The following is a 17,883-nucleotide window of genomic DNA, read 5'->3' as shown; positions in this document are numbered from 1 at the left end:
GTGTTTGCACCATGTGCGGAACCCCGGGATTGGTCGGGCGCGGTGGGATCCATGTTTCCGCATGGCGCTGCGCAAAGACCTGCTAGAGGCCCTTGGGCGCGGTCAGGTCAGGACCACGTCAAAAACCGCCGATCGTGCAAAGGTCAGCGAGTCGCGGTGCTTGAGCGCTGTGGTGTCGTCATGCCGGATGCCGGGCTTGCAGGCGGGTGGCACGTTTGCGCGGGACTTGCAGCTGACATGCAGGAGCCCCGCAAGCAAACCCTCGCGGGATTTGGGCACAAGAGCCGCTTCAGCCCGGTCAAGCGTCGATGAACATCCCGCGTCACCTCCGGGGTGGAAAGCAACTCCGTTCACTTTGATAACGCCGCAAGAGGCGGCTTTTCACCCGATCTTCGGCGTTTGCCATGCCGGAACCCGACGCTATAACCAAAACAGAGATGCGGAGATCACATGCTGATTGTCACCGACGAAACCCTGTTCAACCGCGGTGTTCTCAAGACCAGCTACCTGCCGAAGAAGTTCCTGGGCCGGGTCGTGCTGTTGCCGCGCGGCGCCAGCCTGGGGTTCTGGCTGCGGTTGATCGTGGAAATGCAGATGCCGCGCTACATGATGACGCTATCGCCCTTCATCGTTGCGCCGCTGATCGACCGCGACCTTGCGGTGATCGCGATGCAGGGACCGGCCTTGATGATGGTCATGGTCGCGGCCGTCGAGCTGAAGGTGCTGGGCCTGTCCAAACCGGCGCGGGCGCGCATCGTAACAAACGACGAGGCCGCCCGCCGCCTTGATACCCTGGCTTTCCGTGCCCGCGCCTGTCTGCGCCACATCGCAGCCCGCCACGAGATGGCCGAGGGGGAATTGCGGCTGGTGATCGAGCAGTCGCAGCTTGCCAATATCCCGCCGCTGACGCTGGTCTCGGTGCAGACCGAAACTCCGGAAGCCCACCTGCCACCGCTGGACGCCAAGGATCGCGCGGTGTTGCAGGCGGGCCTGTTCGACGCGGGTTTCACCGAACGCGACCTCTTGATGGTGAACCACCGCGACAGCCTTTATCTGCGCGAGGTGGCTCAGGAAGCGCGCGCCGTCTCGGCCCATTCCCGGCTGGCGGCGTTTCTGGAAAAGCGCGCGGTGGCGTCATGAGCGTCAATGCCACCACAGTTTCCGCCGGCGAGGCGCTGCGCGTGCTGCAGGCCGGCTGGGCCGCGCAGATGGCGGGCGGGCTGACGGTATCCTGGATGCTGCATGGCCGCCCCGGCGTGGGCAAGACCGAACTGGTGCAGAGCCTGGCAAGCCAGATCGGCGCCGAGCTTTTCGACCTGCGCCTGACCACGATCGAGCCGCAGGATCTGCGCGGGCTGCCGTATTTCGACCACGAGGCGAAGAAAACCGTCTGGTATCGCCCCGAGGATCTGCCCGACACCGCCGCTCCGGCGATCCTGTTCCTGGACGAGTTGACCGCCGCCGCCCCGGCCTTGCAGCCCACGGTTTACGGCCTGTTGCAGGAACGACGCGTCGGTCGCCACCGCTTGCCCGCCAACGTGATGATCGTGGCGGCGGGCAACCGGGTGGAGGATGGCGCCATCGCCTATGACATGGGCACGGCGCTCAGCGACCGGCTGATCCACATGATCGTGCAGGCCAATGCCGAGGATTGGGTGAAGCATTACGCGATGCCCGCCGGCATCCACCCCATTGTCGCGGCCTTCATCCGCACCCGCCCGGATCTTTTGGAGACCACCGAGGACAGCCTGCGCCGCGGCCAGATGATCGCCTGCACCCCGCGCAGCTGGACCCGGGTCAGCCGGATCATGGACAGCGTGTCCGACCGCGCCCTGCGGGGGGTGATGATCGCGGGCACCGTCGGCTCTGCTGCCGCCGCGGAATTTGCGCTGCTGGCCGACGAGATCGCGGCGACGGTGCAGATCGAGGCGATGCTGGCCACCCCGCGGCGCGAGCGTGCCGCGCTTTACCCGCGCACGCTGCACGGGCTGACGGCGCTGGTCTATGGCCTGACCGGGGCGGCGAGCCGGGAAAACCTGGCCGTGGCCATCGAAATTCTGGCCGATCTGCGGGGCATGGGTGGCCCGGCGCTTGGCGGCCTGCCGGTCAGCGAACTGGCCAGCTTTGGGTTCGAGTTGCTGATCGGTCGCGCCTTCGAGCAAGGCTGGCAAGAGGTGTTCGCCGGTTCCGAGGCCTATGCCGGCTACGCCGCCGAGCGTCGGGCCGCCGGTCTGCCGTGACCAGCGCCTCGCCCCGCGCCGCCCGGGCGCTGGCGCATCTGGGCGAGGTTGATCCGGCGCTTGCGGTGCTGACGCTGTGGTGTCGCCACCGCGACGGCCCGGGCACCACCCGAACGGATGGCGACGTGATCACCTATGGCCCCGCCTTCGACAGTCTGGGCCTGCCCGAACAGGTCGGGCTTGTGGCGCATCATGTGCTGCATGTGGCGCTGCGCCATTCCGACCGGCAAGCGGGGTTGGCCGAACGGCTGGGCACGGCCTTTGACCCCTCGCTGTTCGGGCTGGCGGCCGACGGCATCATCAACGAAACCCTGATTCTGGCGGGCCACGCCATCCCGCGCCCGGCAGTGACGCTGACCGACCTGCTGGCCGAGGCCGGGATACCCGAGATCAGCGCTGTCGCGGCGCTGGAGCGGTGGGATGCCGACCGTCTGGCCATGGCGCTGCACAGCGAGCCGAAGCGGGCCAAGCGCCTGCGCGACTGGAGCCAGAAGCGCGGCTTTTCGGTGGACCTTGGCATCGGTGATCCGAAGGAAGACGCCAAGAAGCAAACCGCCTCGGACTGGCGCAACCAGATTCTGCGGGCGTTCGAGGCCGGGCGCAAGGCCGGCACCGGCATCGGCCGGCTGGGGGCGATTCTGGCAGACCTCGCGCCCGACACGGTGCCGTGGGAGCTGCACCTGCGCGGCGCCCTGGCGCGGGCGCTGATCGAACGGCCGCGCACCAGTTGGCGCCGGCCCGCAGGCGCTTGGGTCGCCCGCATGGCCGAGGCCGAGCGCTCTGGCGGCCCGGTGCCGGTGTTCGAGCCGGGGCGGCAGCGGCTGGACCACCGCCCGCGCTTCGTGATCGGCCTTGACACCTCGTCGTCGATCGACCCGCAGACCCTGCGGCTGTTCACCGCCGAAGCCGAAGCCATCGCCCGCCGCACCGGCGCCGAGGCGCATCTGCTGGCTTTCGACGTGGCGGTGTTTGCCCAAGTGCGGCTGGACCCGAACGGCTGGAACGGCCTGCGCGACGTGCCGTTTCGAGTGGGTGGCGGCACGGATTTCCACGATCTGTTCGAGAGGGCGGCAAGGATCCAGCCCTCCATCGCCGTGATCCTGACCGATCTGGATGCGCCCCTGCCACCCACGCCGGGCTTTCCGGTGCTTTGGGCCGTGCCAAAGCCGGTGACGCAGCCGCCCTATGGCCGGGTCATCAGGATCAGCGACGCCGGATGATGCGCAGGACCTGACCGTTTGGCGCCCGGGCGGGCAACGGGCCCCGATGACGGTGGTTGACGCAATCGCCCCGCGCGGTGACACTGGTGCAACGAAAAAGGGGCAAGATGGACGATTTCGCGCAGACCGGGATATGCGGCCAGGCAGGCATTGTGCGGACCGCCCGCGATGTGGTGGCCTTCGAAGCCGCCCTGTTGGCCGACCACGCCGCCGGGCGGGTGGCTGACAGCCTGTGCTTTCACCGGGTCGCCCCTGCGGTAAGCCTGGGGCGGCATCAGCGGCTGGCGCAAGAGGTGCGCCGCGACTGGTGCGACGCTGCGGGCGTCGCCGTGGTGCGGCGGATCAGCGGTGGCGGGGCGCTTTACCTCGATCCCGGGCAGTTGGGCCTCAGCCTGGTCGTGCCCGGCGCGGCGCTGGGGGCAAGTCTGGCCGCGCAGTTGCGGACCGGGGCAGAGATCGTGGCCCAAGCCCTTGACGACCTTGGGGTTTCCACGCGCTTCAAGGCCCCGAACGACCTTGAAACGCCGATGGGGGGCAAGATTGCCTCGGTGTTCATCGCCACGCAGGGCGGCTCGACGCTGCTTTACGCCACGGTGATCCTGCGGCTCGACATTGCCGCTGCGATGCAGGCGCTGCTGGTGCCCACGGAAAAGCTGACCCGCACCGGGCTGGAACAGGCGCGCGAGCGGATGGCGGCGCTGGAGGATATTCTGGAGCGGATGCCCGCGGAAGCCGATCTGACCGACGCGCTGCACCGCGCCGCCGCGGCGCGGTTGGGGCGGGTGCTGCACCGGGTCGGGCCTGGTTCTGGCGCTTCCGATCCGCTGCCCGAACCGGAATGGTCCGAGGGTGCTGCCGGGTTCGAAACCCTCGACCGCTTTGCCGCGGCAACGCTGCGGCTGTGGCTGGCGGTCACGCCCGAAGGGCAGGCGTCGGTCCTGCGCTTTGCCAGCGATGGCCAGTTCGCCCCCGCCGATATGCTGGAGCGTCTGGCGGAGCATCTGACCGGCACGCCGGTGACCGACATGCCCGTTCTGGCCGCGGCATGGCTGGCGCAAGCCACCCCCGATTGCGTGGGCTTTGCCGCCGCCGACATTGTGGCGCTGCTGCACCGCGCGGTGGCGAAACAGGGGCTGCGCGACGATCTGGGCCTTTCGCCTGCGGAAACCTCGGCGCTGATGCTGGCGGGCGATGATGCGGGGGGGCTTGCGCGGGCCACGACCCTGCTGGTGCCCTATTGCGCCAAGCCCGCCTGGTGCAAGTGGCGCCACCGCCCCGGCTGCCCCGATTGCGGGCTGTGTTCGGTGGGCGAGGCTTACCGGCTGGCGCGCGACCGCAACATGGCGGTGCTGACGATCACCAATTACGAACATCTGGTCGAGACCTTGGCGGAAATGCAGGCCGAAGGGGTGGAAAGCTACGTCGGCATGTGCTGCGGCGAGTTCTTCCGCAAGCGCCATGCCGCCTTCCGCGCGGCTGGGATGCAGGCAACGCTGATCGACATCGAAGGGGCCACTTGTTACGAGCTGAAAGAAGAGCATCTGGCCTATGCCGGCACCTTTACCGCCGAGGCGGCGCTGGACATGGGCGCTTTGCGCAAGGTGATGGCGGCGGTGCCGGTGGCAGAGCAGCCGCCAGCGCTGTCCGGGGCTTGCGCCTGTGGCAAGGCACCGGGAAAGCCGGCCCGATGCAACGGCACCCCAAAGCCCGCCACTCCGGGCGGTTGAGAAGGCGGAAACGTCCGCGGCATCGGGCGCGGCCTTGCCTTCGGCTGTGGCACGGCAGTCGCAGGCCGTCTTTCAGCCCGGCCAAGGCGAACCTTCCCCGCGGCAATGCCGATGCCAGGCTGTTGCAGAACGATCGGGCGGGGCGTTGGTGCCGAATGGAATAGGGCCCGCCTGCGGGTGGCAAACATCGCATGGCTCAAATCGGTTTGAACCTGACGCAGCACCATGCTAGGCGCGATTCCAGTTCATTCCCGCGTCCAGACCTGCCCGGAGGCCGCCCCTTGTATCATCTGGAAGAGGAGACCGAGGCCGACTGGTGGGAGGTCGAGGCGCTCTACGATCTGTGCTTTGCGCCGGGCCGCACGGCGCTTTCCTCCTACCGGCTGCGCGACGGGGTGGCGACGGTGGCGCCGCTGTGCCTGGTGCTGCGCGACGAGGATGGCGTGCTGGCGGCGGTGATCCGCTATTGGCCGGTAGAGGTGGCGGGGCAGGACGTGCTGCTGCTGGGGCCGGTGGCGGTGCACCCGACGCGGCAGGGCGAAGGCCTGGGCGGTTTGCTGATCACCGAAAGCCTGGCCGAGGCGCGCCGCTTGGGCTGGCAGCGGGTGATGCTGGTGGGGGACGCGCCCTATTACGGCCGCTTCGGCTTTCGCAAGCTTGCGGGCGTGGTGATGCCGCCGCCCACCAACCCCGACCGGGTGCTGGGGCTGGAACTGGTGCAGGGGGCGTGGCAGGGCGTGACCGGCGACGTGGTCAAGGCGCACAGTTAGCCTTGCAGCCAAGGCCGCGCCTGCCTACCTATGACGCATGGACCAGACCCTTCCCGCCCTTCGGCTTGCCCCCCCACGCGCCGAAATCGCCGCCCTTGCCGCCCGCCAGCACCGGGCGGGTGGGGCGTTGATTGCACTGCTGAACAAGCTGGGCGGCGGCATCGAGGCACAGATGGCGCTGTTGCCGCAGGGCCTGCAGCGGCAGATCGAGCGGCTGGTGACCGGCGCCTTGCAACAGGGCCATGCGGCGGCCTCGCTGGGCCGTCGGGCGCCACGGCTGGGGCATCGTGCAGGCCCGGCGCTGGCCGCGCTTTCCGGGGCTGCGGGCGGCGCGGGGGGCCTTGCCACCTCGCTGGCCGAACTGCCGTTCACGGTGACGCTGATCCTGCATGCCATCCGTCGCGCCGCCGAGGACGAGGGCTTTGACCCCGACGCCCCCGAAATTCGCGCCCAATGCCTGCAAGTGTTTTCCGCAGGCAGCCCGCTGGAGGCGGATGACGGGGTGAACACCGCCTTTCTGGGGGCGCGGCTGACCGTTACCGGCCCGGCGCTGCAAAAGCTGATCGCCAGCGTGGCGCCGCGTCTGGCGGCGGCCTTGGGGCAAAAGCTGGCGGCGCAGGCGGTGCCGGTGCTGGGGGCGATCTCTGGTGCGGCGCTGAACGCGGCTTACCTGAGTTATTACCGCGAACTGGCGCAGATCCGCTTTGCCCTGCTGCGGCTGGCGCAAACCCATGGCGCGGAACCGGTGCTGACTGCCTTTGCCGAAGCCGCCAAGCCGCGCCCGATCTTGCGCGCCTGACCAGAGCCGCTTGCCCTGCGCCGCCCGGGCGGGCTGACCTCTCCGCTGTCAGGCCCGGTCCTTCGCCGCCAACCAGTCGCGGATGATCTGGCGGTGCCGCGCGCCGTCATAGCTGGGAAAATGCCCGCCATGCACCACCCGCACCGGCAGGGCCAGCAGCCGGGTCATCGAGGCGTGGTAGTCGGCCTGTTCCTGCGGGCTGCTGCCCTCGATCAATTCGCCATCATAGACGATATCGCCCGAGAACAGCACGCCGGTCGCGGCCTCCCACAAGGCAATGCCGCCGGGGGAGTGGCCGGGGGTGTGGATCACCTCGAAATGCCGGTCGCCCAGGTCGATCACGTCATGGTCGTGCAGGATGCGGGTCGCGGGGGCCGCGCGCACGGCGTAAGTCATTGAAGAATATGGCGCGGGGGGCAGGGCGGTGAAGATGTCGTCGGTCACATACTTGTCGGCATAGGTGTTGGCGCGGGTCGGGGCCGCCAGAAGGTGCGCCTCGGCTTCGTGGCACAGCCGGCAGGGAAATTCGTGATGCGCGCCGATGTGGTCGAAATGGGTGTGGCTGGCCACGGCATCCAGGGGGCGCTCGGTCACCAGCGGCACCCAAGCGCGCAGCGGCGCCACCCCCATGCCGCTATCGACCAGCATGTCGCGGTCGCGGCCCCGCACATGCCAGACGTTGCAGCGGTAGAATTCGCGGATATGCGGCTCGTCGATATGGGTGATGCCGTCCGCCATGCGGCGGAGGCGATACCAGTCTTGCGGGCGGGCGGTGGGGATCATGGTTCGGCTTTCGACACTATCGGGGGACGGCAATTTCCAGATCGCGGCACCCCGGTGCCGCTATTCGATCTGCACAGCCAGCCAGTCCATCAGCGCCGGGCGCACGGTTTCCGCCCCCGAGGCGCGGGCCTCGTCGATCACGGCGCGGGCCTCGGCCAGGTTGATCCGCCGCAGCAGCGATTTCACCGGCCCGATCGAAGCTGGTCGCATGGAAAGCGTGCGGATGCCCAAAGCGGCCAGCGCCACCGCTTCCACAGGCCGCCCGGCATCCTCGCCGCAGAACGACAGCGGCGTGCCTGCCACCGCGCAGCGGTTGATGATCTGCTCGATCAGACCCAGAAAGCTGACATTCAGCGTGTCATACCGCCGGCGCACCCGCTCGTTTTCGCGGTCGGCAGCGAAGAAGAACTGCTTCAGGTCATTGCCGCCGATCGAGATGAAATCGACCATCCTGAAGAACGCATCGGGGGCGAAGGCGAGGCTTGGGGTTTCCAGCATGGCGCCGATTTCCAGAACCTCGGGCACCGGATGGCCGATGCTGCGCTCGCGGTGGATCTCGCGGAACACATGGCCGCGGGCCTGGGCGAATTCTTCGGCCTCGGCTACGAAGGGAAACATCACCGTCAATGGCCGCGCGCCCGAGGCCCGGATCAGCGCCTGCATCTGCATCCGCAGCACGCCGGGCTTGTCCAGCCCCACCCGGATCGCCCGCCAGCCCATCGCCGGGTTCGGCTCGTCATTGGGCTTCATGTAGGGCAGCACCTTGTCCGAGCCGATATCCAGCGTGCGGAACACCACGCGGCGGCCATGGGCGGCGGCGATCACCGTGGCATAGATGCGGGCCAGTTCGTCGCGCTTGGGCATCTGGTTGCGCACCAGAAACTGCAATTCGGTGCGAAACAGACCAACGCCATCGGCGCCCGAGCTTTCGATGCTGGGCAGATCGGCCATCAGACCCGCATTCATCTGCAGGCTGATGGTGGTGCCGCAGGTGGTCTGCGCCGGCAGGTCGCGCAGGCTGGCATAGCGCTCCTGCGCCGTGGCCTGCATGGCGATCTTGTCGCGGAAGGCGCGGGCCACGGTGTCGTCGGGGCGCAGATGCACGATGCCCTGATCGCCATCGACCAGAATCGGGTCGCCGTTCAGTGCCTCGTTGGTGATGCGGGCGGCATGGATCACCAGCGGGATCGCCAGCGCCCGGGCCACGATGGCGGCATGGCTGCCGACCGAGCCTTCCTCCAGCACCACGCCGCGCAGGTTGCGCCCGTAGGCCAGCAATTCGGCGGGGCCGATGTTGCGCGCCACCAGCACCGGGTTCTCCGGCATCTCGGCCCCGGTATCGGCGCCCTGGCCGGTCAGGATGCGCAGCAATCGGTTCGCCAGATCGTCCAGATCGTGCAGCCGGTCGCGCAGGTAGGCGTCGGGCACCTGTTCCAGCCGGGCGCGGGTGGCGGATTGTTCCTTTTCCACCGCCGCCTCGGCGGAAAGGCCAAGGGCGATGTCCTCCTCCATTCGCCGCAGCCAGCCGCGGGAATGGGCGAACATCCGATAGGCTTCCAGCACCTGTTTCTGATCTTTGTCCAGGCTTTCAGCGGCCAGCAGGTCATCGACCGACACCCGCAGCACCCCCACCGCCGCCCGGATGCGTTCGGTTTCCAGCACCGGATCGTCGGCCACCGGATTGGTGACCACCACCCGCGGCTCGTGCAGCCAGACCCGGCCTTCCGAGGCGCCCTCCTGCCCGGTCGAGCCGCGATACATCACCGCCTGCTTGTGCATTGCTGATAGGGATTCGCCGTCGCCCAGGAAGGCGCCCAACTCGTTCATCTCGGCCAGCACCATGGCCACGACTTCCAGCGCGTAAACCTCGTCATCGGAAAACTGCCGGGCGATCTTCGACTGCACCACCAGCACGCCCAGCTTTTCGCCAACCCGCTGAATCGGCACGCCAAGGAAGCTGCTGAAAATCTCCTCGCCGGTTTCCGGCATGAAGCGGAAGCCCTTTTCTGCGGGGGCGTTGCCGGTGTTGATCGGCGTGGCGCTGCGGGCAACCCGGCCCACCAGCCCTTCGCCCAGGCGCAGCCGGGTCTTGTGCACCGAGGATTTCTTCAGCCCTTCGGTGGCGCACAGTTCCAGCGTGTCGGGGTCGCGGAACAGGTAGATCGAGCAGACCTCGGACTGCATGCTGTCCGCGATCAGATGAGTGATGCGGTCAAGCCGGTCCTGGCCCTTGCCCGGCACGGCAAGGCTGTCGCGCAGCCGTTTCAGCAGCTTGCGGCTTTCACTTTCGCTGCGGTCGGCCATGGACCCTCGGCTGTTGGCGTGAAATTACGCCTTTTCCAACTCGAAGGCATCATGCAGCGCCTGCACGGCGAGTTCCATGTATTTCCGGTCGATCAGCACGGAAATCTTGATCTCGGAGGTTGCAATGACCTTGATGTTGATGTTCTCGGCGGCCAGCGCCTTGAACATGGTGGCGGCGACGCCAGCATGGCTGCGCATGCCGATGCCCACCACCGAGACCTTGGCCACCTCGGTGTCCTGCACCAGCTCGGAATAGTTGATCGCGCCCGAGGCCTGGGCATCCTCCATCGCCTTGCGGGCGCGCGGCACCTGATTGACCGGGCAGGAAAACGTCATGTCGGTCACGGCGCGGCGGTCGCCGCCTTCGTCGATCTCGGAGATGTTCTGCACGATCATGTCAACATTGACCCCGGCCTCGGACAACGGGCCAAAGATCGCCGCGGCGATGCCGGGGCGGTCCAGCACCTTCACCAGCGTCATTTTCGCTTCGTCGCGGCTGTAGGCCACGCCCGAGACAACTTTCGATTCCATGATATCATCCTCGTCGCAGACCAGGGTTCCAGAATTCTCGTCGGTATCCTCGAACGAGGACAGCACGCGCAGCCGCACCTTGTAGCGCATCGCCAGTTCGACCGAGCGGGTTTGCAGCACTTTCGCACCAAGGCTGGCCAGTTCCAGCATTTCTTCAAAGGCGATGCGGTCCAGCTTGCGGGCCTTGTCGGTGATGCGCGGGTCGGTGGTATAGACGCCATCGACATCGGTGTAGATATCGCAGCGTTCGGCATCAAAGGCGGCGGCGAAGGCCACGGCGGTGGTGTCAGACCCGCCCCGGCCCAGCGTGGTGATGCGGCCTTCGGGCGACACCCCCTGAAAGCCCGCCACCACGGCGACCTTGAAGCCTTCGGCAAACTTGGCGTCGATATGCTCGCGCGGGATCGACACGAAGCGGGCGCTGGAATGGGCCGAGGTGGTGTTGATCGGCACTTGCCAGCCCTGCCAACTGCGGGCGGGCACGTCCATTTCCTGCAAGGTCAGCGCCATCAGCCCGGCGGTGACATTCTCGCCGCTGGACACCACGGCGTCATATTCGCGGGCGTCGAACAGCGGCGAAGTGCCCTCGACCCAGCCCACCAGTTCGTTGGTCTTGCCCGACATGGCAGAGACTATGACGATCACGTCATAGCCGCGCGCGACCTCGCGCTTGACCTTGCGGGCAGCATTCTGGATGCGCCCGAGGTCGGCCACCGAAGTGCCACCGAATTTCATCACAAGCAGCGGCATGGCCCTGATCCTGTTCCCGCACGAAAAGCGCCTGCTACATAGCAGAAGACCGCGCACGCGCAAGCGGGGCTGGCGTTGCCGATCGGAAACAGAAGCGGCGATTTGCGACAAGGCGATGTCGGCTTTGGCTGGGCTGTGTCGTTTCGGGGCAGGTCAGGGCCGGGCTGCATGGCATTACAGGCGGAACGCAGGGCCTTGTGAAGGAAAGCCGATGAAGTCTTATGTGCTGGTGGTGAAATGCGTCTCGACCCGCGGGATCGTGGCGGCGATCTCGGGGTTTCTGGCGCAGAACGGCTGCAACATCACCGATTCCGCGCAGTTCGACGACGCGCAGACCGGCATGTTCTTCATGCGCATCACCTTCCGGTCGGAAGCGGGGGTGAGTGCCGCCGACCTGACGGCGGGTTTCGCCGCGGTGGCCGACGGCTTCAGCATGGATTGGGCTATCCATGACGCGGCGCACCGGGTGAAAGTGCTCTTGATGGTGTCGAACTTCGGCCATTGCCTGAACGACCTCTTGTATCGCTGGCGCATCGGCGGCTTGCCGATCGAGATTGTCGGCGTGGTGTCGAACCATCTGACCTATCAGAAGCTGGTGGTGAACCACGACCTGCCGTTCCACCTGATCAAGGTGACCAAGGACAACAAGGCCGATGCCGAAGCCCGCCTGCTGGCGCTGGTCGAGGAAAGCGGCGCCGAACTGGTGGTGCTGGCGCGCTACATGCAGGTGCTGTCGGATGCGTTCTGCCAACGGATGTCGGGGCGGATCATCAACATCCACCATTCCTTCCTGCCGTCGTTCAAGGGGGCGAACCCCTACAAGCAGGCCTATGAGCGCGGGGTGAAGCTGATCGGCGCCACGGCGCATTTCGTCACCGCCGATCTGGACGAAGGCCCGATCATCGAGCAGGACACCGTGCGCGTCACCCACGCCCAGTCGCCCGAGGATTACGTGTCGCTGGGCCGCGATGTCGAAGCCTCGGTGTTAAGCCGCGCCATCCACGCCCATATCCACCACCGGGTGTTCCTGAATGGCAACAAGACCGTGGTGTTCCCGGCAAGTCCAGGCAGCTATGCCTCGGAACGGATGGGGTGAGGGCCGTCTCGGAAACGCTCCAGTGGAGCGTTTCAGGCCCGAACGCGCGGAGCGCCGGGCAAAGGCAATAATCCCGCCTGCACCTTTCATCTGTTTCTAAATATCCCCCGCGGAGCGTCTGTGCTGGCAGCGGGAGCCTCCGGCGGGGATATTTGAGAACAGATGAATGGCTTGGCAGGTCGCCGTCGCGGGCGGCTGACACGGAACTGTCATACGGGGCTGCTAGGGCAGGGCACATCCTGACCTGCCGAAAGCCAAGCTGACCATGAATGTCTCTGCCAAACTGACTGACGACCAGCCCGATGCCGCCCTGCCGGTTGCCGCCCCGCCACCGCAGCAGGCGCTGGCGCGCGGGCTTTATGCCGATCTGACGGCGCTGCGGGCCGAACTGGTGCGGCAGGCCGATGCACGGATGGCGGGTTGGGCACCGGCGGTGCGCGATCTGGAGTTTCTGCCGTCGGTCGAGAACATGGCCGACTGGCTGGCGTTGCGGCAGGCCGACATGACCGCGTTGCAGGCGCCGCTGGCCAGCCTGGGGCTTTCGACGCTGGGGCGGCTGGACGGCCATGTGCGGGCCTCGCTGGATGCGGTGATCGCCACGCTGGCGGTGATCGCGGGCGACGAGGCCGGGGATGCCGGGCGGGATACTGCGGCGGTCTATCCGGCGGCTTGCGCCTTTTCCGATGGCGCAGACCTGCTGACGACCCGCCGCGATGCGATGTTTGGCGCGGGCAGGGGCGGGCCGCAGACCCGGATCATGGTCACGCTGCCCTCCGAGGCCGCCAGTGACCAGCGGCTGATTCAGGCGCTGGTGCGCGAGGGCGCCGATTGCTTCCGCATCAACTGCGCCCATGATGCGCCGAAGGTCTGGGCGGCGATGATCGGCCATATCCGCGCCGCCGAGGCCGAGTTCGGGCGGCGGGTGCCGGTCTCGATGGACCTGGGCGGGCCGAAGTTCCGGGTGCAGGAGGTCAGCGACGGTGGCAAGCACCGCTTTGCCGCCGGCGACAGTTTCGCCATTGCCAACCGGCTGAAGGACGGCCCGGCGGCGATGGTCTGCGCCACGCTGAGCCATGGCGCGCTGCTGGCGGCGTTGGTGCCGGGGGCCGAGGTTTCGGTGGATGACGGCAAGATCTGGGCCCGGGTGACAAAGGTCAAGGCGGGGCAGGCGGTGCTGGAAGTGACCCGCGCGCCCGCCAAGGGTGGCCGCATCCGGCCCGGCAAGGGCGTCAACCTGCCCGGCGCCGATCTGCGGGTCGATGCGCTGACCCCCGACGATCTGTCGGCGCTGGATTTCGTGGTGCAACACGCGGATATCGTGGCCTATTCCTTTGTTCAGACCGTAGAGGACGTGCGCGCCCTGATCGCCGGGATGCAGGCGCGGGTCGAACCGGGTGCGCCGCTGCCCGCCGTGCTGCTGAAGATCGAGACGCCGCTGGGGTTGCACAACCTGCCCGATCTGATTGTCGAGGCCGGGGGCGTGCTGCCGGTGGGGGTAATGATCGCGCGCGGCGATCTGGCGGTGGAAATCGGCTTTGACCGGCTGTCGGAAATTCAGGAGGAAATCCTGTGGCTCTGCGAGGCGGCGCAGGTGCCGGTGGTCTGGGCCACGCAGGTGCTGGAGGGCATGGTCAAGGACGGCCAGGCCAGCCGCGCCGAGGTGACCGATGCCGCGATGAGCCAGCGCGCCGAATGTGTGATGCTGAACAAGGGGCCGCATGTGGTGGCAGCGGTGGCCTTTTTGCGCGGCATTCTGGGGCGGATGGACCGGCATCACGCCAAGAAATCGCCACGTCTCGGGCCGTTGCAGGTGTGGCGCGGCTGAGGGTTACAGCGCCCGCCAGCCGATGTCGCGGCGGCAAAAGCCCTCGGGCCAGTCGATGGCATCCACCATGGCATAGGCGCTGGACTGCGCCTCGGCCAGACTCGCACCGCGGGCGGTGACGTTCAGCACCCGGCCGCCATTGGCGGTGATCTGGCCGTCGTGGCTGGCGGTTCCGGCGTGGAAGGTCATGTGGAAACTGTCTTCCGGCAGGGTGTTCAGGCCGTGGATCGCGCTGCCCTTGGCATAGGCACCGGGATAGCCCTTGGCGGCCATCACAACAGTCAGGGCGTGGTCCTCGGCCCAGTTCACCCGCATGTCGGCCAGCCGCCCCTCGGCGGTGGCCAGCAGCAGGTCCAGCGTCTGCGCGCCAAGCCGCAGCATCAGCACCTGGGTTTCGGGGTCGCCAAAGCGGGCGTTGTATTCGACCAGCCTTGCGCGGCCATCCTCGATCATCAGCCCGGCGTAGAGCACGCCTTGGTAGGGGGTGCCGCGGCGGGCCATCTCGGCAATCGTCGGCAGCACGATCTGGCGCATCGCCTGTTCGGCAATCGCCTCGGTCAGGCAGGGCGCGGGCGAATAGGCGCCCATGCCGCCGGTGTTGGGGCCAAGGTCGCCGTCGAAGGCGCGTTTGTGGTCTTGCGCGGTGCCGATGGGCAGCGCCGTGGTGCCATCGGTCAGGATGAAGAAGCTGGCCTCCTCGCCTGCCATGAATTCCTCGATCACCACCTCGGCGCCCGCCGCACCGTATTCGCCGCCGAACATGTCGTCGATGGCAGCGAGGGCTTGCGCGATGGTCGCGGCCACGATCACGCCCTTGCCCGCGGCCAGACCATCGGCCTTGACCACGATGGGGGCGCCCTGGGTGCGGATGTAGGCCTTGGCGGGTTCGGGGGTGGTGAAGCGGGCGTAGGCGGCGGTGGGGGCGGCGCAGGCGTCGCAAATCTCCTTGGTGAAGGCCTTGGAGGCCTCCAGCCTTGCTGCTGCGGCAGAGGGGCCGAAGGTCAAAAGCCCCGCCGCACGGCAGGCGTCGGCCACCCCGGCGGCGAGGGGAGCTTCGGGGCCGATCACCACGAAATCAATGGCATTTTCCTCGCAGAACGTCACCACTTCGGCACCGTCCAGAATGTCGATCCCGGCACATTCGGCCAGCAGCGCAATCCCCGCATTGCCCGGCGCCACGATCAGGCGGTCGCATTTCGGGTTCTGCTTGATCGCCCAGGCCAGCGCATGTTCGCGCCCGCCACCGCCCAGAATGAGAATGTTCATGCCGCCCCCGCTTGCCTGCCTGCGCGCCTTCTACGGTTTGCGATGCGGGCTGACAAGCGGCGGGCGCGCGGTCAGTCGGGGGCGCCCCGCTGCACAAAGCCGGTGACGGCGGCGATGCCGAGCGAGGTGACCACCCAACCCGCGATCTGAAAGACGAAGCCGAACCAGCGCGTTGCAAAGCCGCCCCAGGTTGCCGTGGTGGCCGCCCAGGCCTGATCCTCGCCCAGCGACACCAGCGGCACGAACACATCCAGCGCATAGGGCAAGGCGTAGAAGGTTTCGTAGTGCTGGCCCGAAGGCGTTCCGGTCCAGAACTCCGCCGGGGCATCCTTGGCTTCCAGCATCGCGCACAACCAGTCGGGCGATGTCAGGATCACCGCGGAATTGGGCACCATGACCCCGGCGCGCCAGGCGAAGCCATACCACGCGGCGCCGAAAAGGGTCGCGGCCAGCGCCCAGAACAGCGCGTATTCCGGGCGGTGGCCATAGCCCACCACGCGCCGCGACAGGCCGGACCACAGCCTGCGCCCGAAGGCCCGCAGCCAGATTTGGTCGCGATCGAAGCGCACAGCGCGGCTATGGGCCGCGCGGTCGGCCTTGTCGGCCTCGGCAAACAGGATGCGGTCGCGTTCCATCAGCGCCCGCCGCGCCTCGGCGGCGTGGCCGGCATCGCGCATCACGCGGGCGAACTGGGTGTAGGGCTGGGGGAAGAACGCGCCGTTGAAACGTGATCCCTTGGCCAGCCAGTCGGCCCGCGCGGCATAGCTTTTGGGGGAGGTGTCGCCGCTGATCCGGTCATAGCTGAAGCCGTCAAGGACGATGTCGGCGCATTTGGCCCAGGAGGCCGCATCATCCGCCAGATCGCCGACATGGGCCGCGGACAGATCGACCTGGCCGGAGACCGAGGCGACCTCGCGGAACATGAAAGCCTGCTCCACCCGCGCGCCCTGTGCGTTCAGCGCATCGCCCTCACCGCCGTTAAGCGTGGCACCCTCGAAAACCAACTGCCCGCGGATCACGGCGCTGTTCACAGCCACCGTGCCCGTCGCCGTGACGCCGTCGAGGAACACATCCCCCGTCACCTTTGCCGCTTGCGCGTTCGGCGCCTTGCCCTTGCCGCCGTTCAGCGTGGCGCCCTCGCAAACCAACTGCCCGCCGATCTCGGCACTGGCCACAACCACCGTGCCCGTCGCTACGGCATCGCGCAGGAACACATTCCCCTTCACCTTTGCCCCATGCGCGGAAAGGCCGGGGAAATGGCTGCCTTGCAGCGACAATTCGAGCAGGCGGGCCTGGTCCAGCCGCGGCATTTCGGTAAGGCGGCAGTTGTGCAGCACCAACAGCCCCCGGCAGATGGCAAAGCGCAGGTCGATCTGGCCGGTGATGACCGCGCCTATCAGCATCACCCCGACTTCGTGCAGGCCACAAGCGGGGGTGCCGCCCAGTGCCAGCAGGCGGATCACCTCGGCGCGGACGGTGTGGGCGGGGTCGGTGCTGCTCTCGGGCGGAAGGGTGCCGCCGTTCAGGAAGCAGGCTTACCCAGCCCGGCAGGCGGCGATCAGGTCACGCTCGGCCTGTGTCACTTGCGGATCGTTCAGAACCTCTTGCACCGATTGAAACATCTTGCACCTCTCGGCCGCAGCTTGCCCGCAAGGAAGCAGCCGCCGCAACCCCTTTCCCTTCGCCCGATCCGCCCTTATCCTGCGGCGCATGGACCTGATCGACGACATCCCCAAGGGCAACGCCCCCGAATACACCGTGTCCGAGTTGTCGGGGGCGGTGAAGCGGGTGATCGAGGGCGAGTTTGGCCTGGTGCGGGTGCGCGGCGAGGTGGGGCGGGTGTCGCGTCCGGCCTCGGGGCATCTGTATTTCGACCTGAAGGATGACCGTTCGGTGATTGCCGCGATCAGTTGGAAGGGGCAGGTCGCGAAGATGCAGGTGCGGCCCGAGGAGGGGATGGAGGTGGTGGCCACCGGCACCATGACCACCTTTCCGGGGCAGTCGAAGTATCAGTTGATCGTCTCGGACGTGGCGCCTGCCGGGGCGGGGGCCTTGATGGCGATGCTGGAGAAGCGGCGGTTGGCGCTGGCGGCGGAGGGGTTGTTCGATGCCGCCGGCAAGCAGCCGATCCCGTATCTGCCGGGGGTGATCGGGGTGGTGACCTCGCCTTCCGGCGCGGTGATCCGCGATATCCTGCACCGGCTGCGCGACCGCTTTCCGCGGCATGTGCTGATCTGGCCGGTGGCGGTGCAGGGGCAGGCCTGTGCGGCGGAAGTGGCGGCGGCGATTCGCGGCTTCAACGCGATTGTGCCTGGGGGGGCGGTGCCGCGGCCTGATCTGATCATCGTGGCGCGGGGGGGCGGGTCGCTGGAAGACCTGTGGGGCTTCAACGAGGAGGTGGTGGTGCGGGCGGCGGCGGCATCGGTCATCCCGCTGATCTCGGCCGTGGGGCACGAGACCGACACCACGCTGATCGACTTTGCCGCCGATGTGCGGGCGCCGACGCCGACGGCAGCGGCGGAAATGGCGGTGCCGGTGCGGCTGGAATTGCTGGCGGCGCTGGACGGGCTGG

Annotated in this window: 14 protein-coding genes; 9 read left to right on the top strand and 5 right to left on the bottom strand. The window is 67.6% G+C overall.

The window, feature by feature from the left end; translation table 11 throughout:
- Positions 1-450 precede the first annotated feature (450 nt).
- The 6 genes from RSW2DRAFT_RS16090 to RSW2DRAFT_RS16065 all read left to right on the top strand — a co-directional run bounded on the left by RSW2DRAFT_RS16090 (position 451) and on the right by RSW2DRAFT_RS16065 (position 6,756).
- Positions 451-1,140, top strand: a complete 690-nt coding sequence (locus tag RSW2DRAFT_RS16090) for a hypothetical protein (RefSeq protein WP_008032896.1) — start codon at positions 451-453, stop codon at positions 1,138-1,140.
- Positions 1,137-2,240, top strand: a complete 1,104-nt coding sequence (locus tag RSW2DRAFT_RS16085) for an ATP-binding protein (protein WP_008032895.1) — start codon at positions 1,137-1,139, stop codon at positions 2,238-2,240. Before RSW2DRAFT_RS16090 ends, RSW2DRAFT_RS16085 begins: the two co-directional genes overlap by 4 nt.
- Positions 2,237-3,460, top strand: a complete 1,224-nt coding sequence (locus RSW2DRAFT_RS16080; RefSeq protein ID WP_008032894.1) for a vWA domain-containing protein — start codon at positions 2,237-2,239, stop codon at positions 3,458-3,460. Before RSW2DRAFT_RS16085 ends, RSW2DRAFT_RS16080 begins: the two co-directional genes overlap by 4 nt.
- 107 nt (positions 3,461-3,567) lie before the next feature.
- Positions 3,568-5,187 carry a lipoyl protein ligase domain-containing protein gene (locus tag RSW2DRAFT_RS16075; protein WP_008032893.1) on the top strand — a complete coding sequence of 540 codons (1,620 nt, stop codon included), beginning with the start codon at positions 3,568-3,570 and terminating at the stop codon, positions 5,185-5,187.
- 281 nt (positions 5,188-5,468) lie between these two features.
- Positions 5,469-5,957 (top strand): GNAT family N-acetyltransferase, encoded by a 489-nt coding sequence (locus RSW2DRAFT_RS16070; RefSeq protein ID WP_008032892.1) that lies wholly within the window; start codon positions 5,469-5,471, stop codon positions 5,955-5,957.
- Between the two features lie 37 nt (positions 5,958-5,994).
- A complete protein-coding gene (locus tag RSW2DRAFT_RS16065; protein WP_008032891.1) occupies positions 5,995-6,756 on the top strand; it encodes an EcsC family protein in 762 nt (253 codons plus the stop codon).
- Positions 6,757-6,804: 48 nt separating this feature from the next.
- Here RSW2DRAFT_RS16065 and RSW2DRAFT_RS16060 read toward each other — a convergent pair whose 3' ends face one another.
- From RSW2DRAFT_RS16060 to RSW2DRAFT_RS16050, 3 genes are read right to left on the bottom strand one after another with little or no spacing between them, the layout of a single operon-like run.
- Positions 6,805-7,539, bottom strand: a complete 735-nt coding sequence (locus RSW2DRAFT_RS16060; protein ID WP_008032890.1) for an MBL fold metallo-hydrolase — start codon at positions 7,537-7,539, stop codon at positions 6,805-6,807.
- Positions 7,540-7,599: 60 nt separating this feature from the next.
- Complete coding sequence (ptsP, locus tag RSW2DRAFT_RS16055) at positions 7,600-9,843, bottom strand: phosphoenolpyruvate--protein phosphotransferase (protein WP_008032888.1); 2,244 nt, start codon at positions 9,841-9,843, stop codon at positions 7,600-7,602.
- Positions 9,844-9,867: 24 nt separating this feature from the next.
- Positions 9,868-11,124: an aspartate kinase gene (locus RSW2DRAFT_RS16050; RefSeq protein ID WP_008032883.1), complete on the bottom strand. Its 1,257-nt coding sequence runs from the start codon at positions 11,122-11,124 to the stop codon at positions 9,868-9,870.
- Positions 11,125-11,335: 211 nt separating this feature from the next.
- On the opposite strand from RSW2DRAFT_RS16050, the gene purU reads away from it, so the two are divergent.
- Positions 11,336-12,220: a formyltetrahydrofolate deformylase gene (purU, locus tag RSW2DRAFT_RS16045; protein ID WP_008032880.1), complete on the top strand. Its 885-nt coding sequence runs from the start codon at positions 11,336-11,338 to the stop codon at positions 12,218-12,220.
- A 265-nt stretch (positions 12,221-12,485) separates the two neighbouring features.
- Positions 12,486-14,045, top strand: a complete 1,560-nt coding sequence (locus tag RSW2DRAFT_RS16040; RefSeq protein WP_008032878.1) for a pyruvate kinase — start codon at positions 12,486-12,488, stop codon at positions 14,043-14,045.
- Positions 14,046-14,048: 3 nt separating this feature from the next.
- Here RSW2DRAFT_RS16040 and purD read toward each other — a convergent pair whose 3' ends face one another.
- Positions 14,049-15,311 carry a phosphoribosylamine--glycine ligase gene (purD, locus tag RSW2DRAFT_RS16035; RefSeq protein WP_008032876.1) on the bottom strand — a complete coding sequence of 421 codons (1,263 nt, stop codon included), beginning with the start codon at positions 15,309-15,311 and terminating at the stop codon, positions 14,049-14,051.
- Between the two features lie 71 nt (positions 15,312-15,382).
- Entirely contained in the window at positions 15,383-16,774 is a 1,392-nt protein-coding gene (locus RSW2DRAFT_RS16030) for a hypothetical protein (RefSeq protein ID WP_008032875.1), read from the bottom strand.
- 247 nt (positions 16,775-17,021) lie between these two features.
- On the opposite strand from RSW2DRAFT_RS16030, the gene xseA reads away from it, so the two are divergent.
- Positions 17,022-17,883 (top strand): exodeoxyribonuclease VII large subunit (xseA, locus tag RSW2DRAFT_RS16025; protein WP_008032873.1); only part of this gene is annotated, 862 nt, incomplete at its 3' end.

It is taken from the genome of Rhodobacter ferrooxidans (assembly GCF_000176015.1).
GTDB classification, from domain to species: Bacteria; Pseudomonadota; Alphaproteobacteria; order Rhodobacterales; family Rhodobacteraceae; genus Pseudorhodobacter_B; species Pseudorhodobacter_B ferrooxidans.
The sequence above is the reverse complement of the archived record's forward strand: the minus strand, read 5'-3'. Positions and strand labels throughout refer to the sequence as shown.

Coding starts and splice junctions, on each gene's coding strand:
- RSW2DRAFT_RS16090 (WP_008032896.1), top strand. CDS start 451: ATGCTGATTGTCACCGACGAAACCCTGTTCAACCGCGGTGTTCTCAAG.
- RSW2DRAFT_RS16085 (WP_008032895.1), top strand. CDS start 1,137: ATGAGCGTCAATGCCACCACAGTTTCCGCCGGCGAGGCGCTGCGCGTG.
- purD (WP_008032876.1), bottom strand. CDS start 15,311: ATGAACATTCTCATTCTGGGCGGTGGCGGGCGCGAACATGCGCTGGCC.
- purU (WP_008032880.1), top strand. CDS start 11,336: ATGAAGTCTTATGTGCTGGTGGTGAAATGCGTCTCGACCCGCGGGATC.
- RSW2DRAFT_RS16065 (WP_008032891.1), top strand. CDS start 5,995: ATGGACCAGACCCTTCCCGCCCTTCGGCTTGCCCCCCCACGCGCCGAA.
- RSW2DRAFT_RS16060 (WP_008032890.1), bottom strand. CDS start 7,539: ATGATCCCCACCGCCCGCCCGCAAGACTGGTATCGCCTCCGCCGCATG.
- ptsP (WP_008032888.1), bottom strand. CDS start 9,843: ATGGCCGACCGCAGCGAAAGTGAAAGCCGCAAGCTGCTGAAACGGCTG.
- RSW2DRAFT_RS16075 (WP_008032893.1), top strand. CDS start 3,568: ATGGACGATTTCGCGCAGACCGGGATATGCGGCCAGGCAGGCATTGTG.
- RSW2DRAFT_RS16040 (WP_008032878.1), top strand. CDS start 12,486: ATGAATGTCTCTGCCAAACTGACTGACGACCAGCCCGATGCCGCCCTG.
- RSW2DRAFT_RS16050 (WP_008032883.1), bottom strand. CDS start 11,124: ATGCCGCTGCTTGTGATGAAATTCGGTGGCACTTCGGTGGCCGACCTC.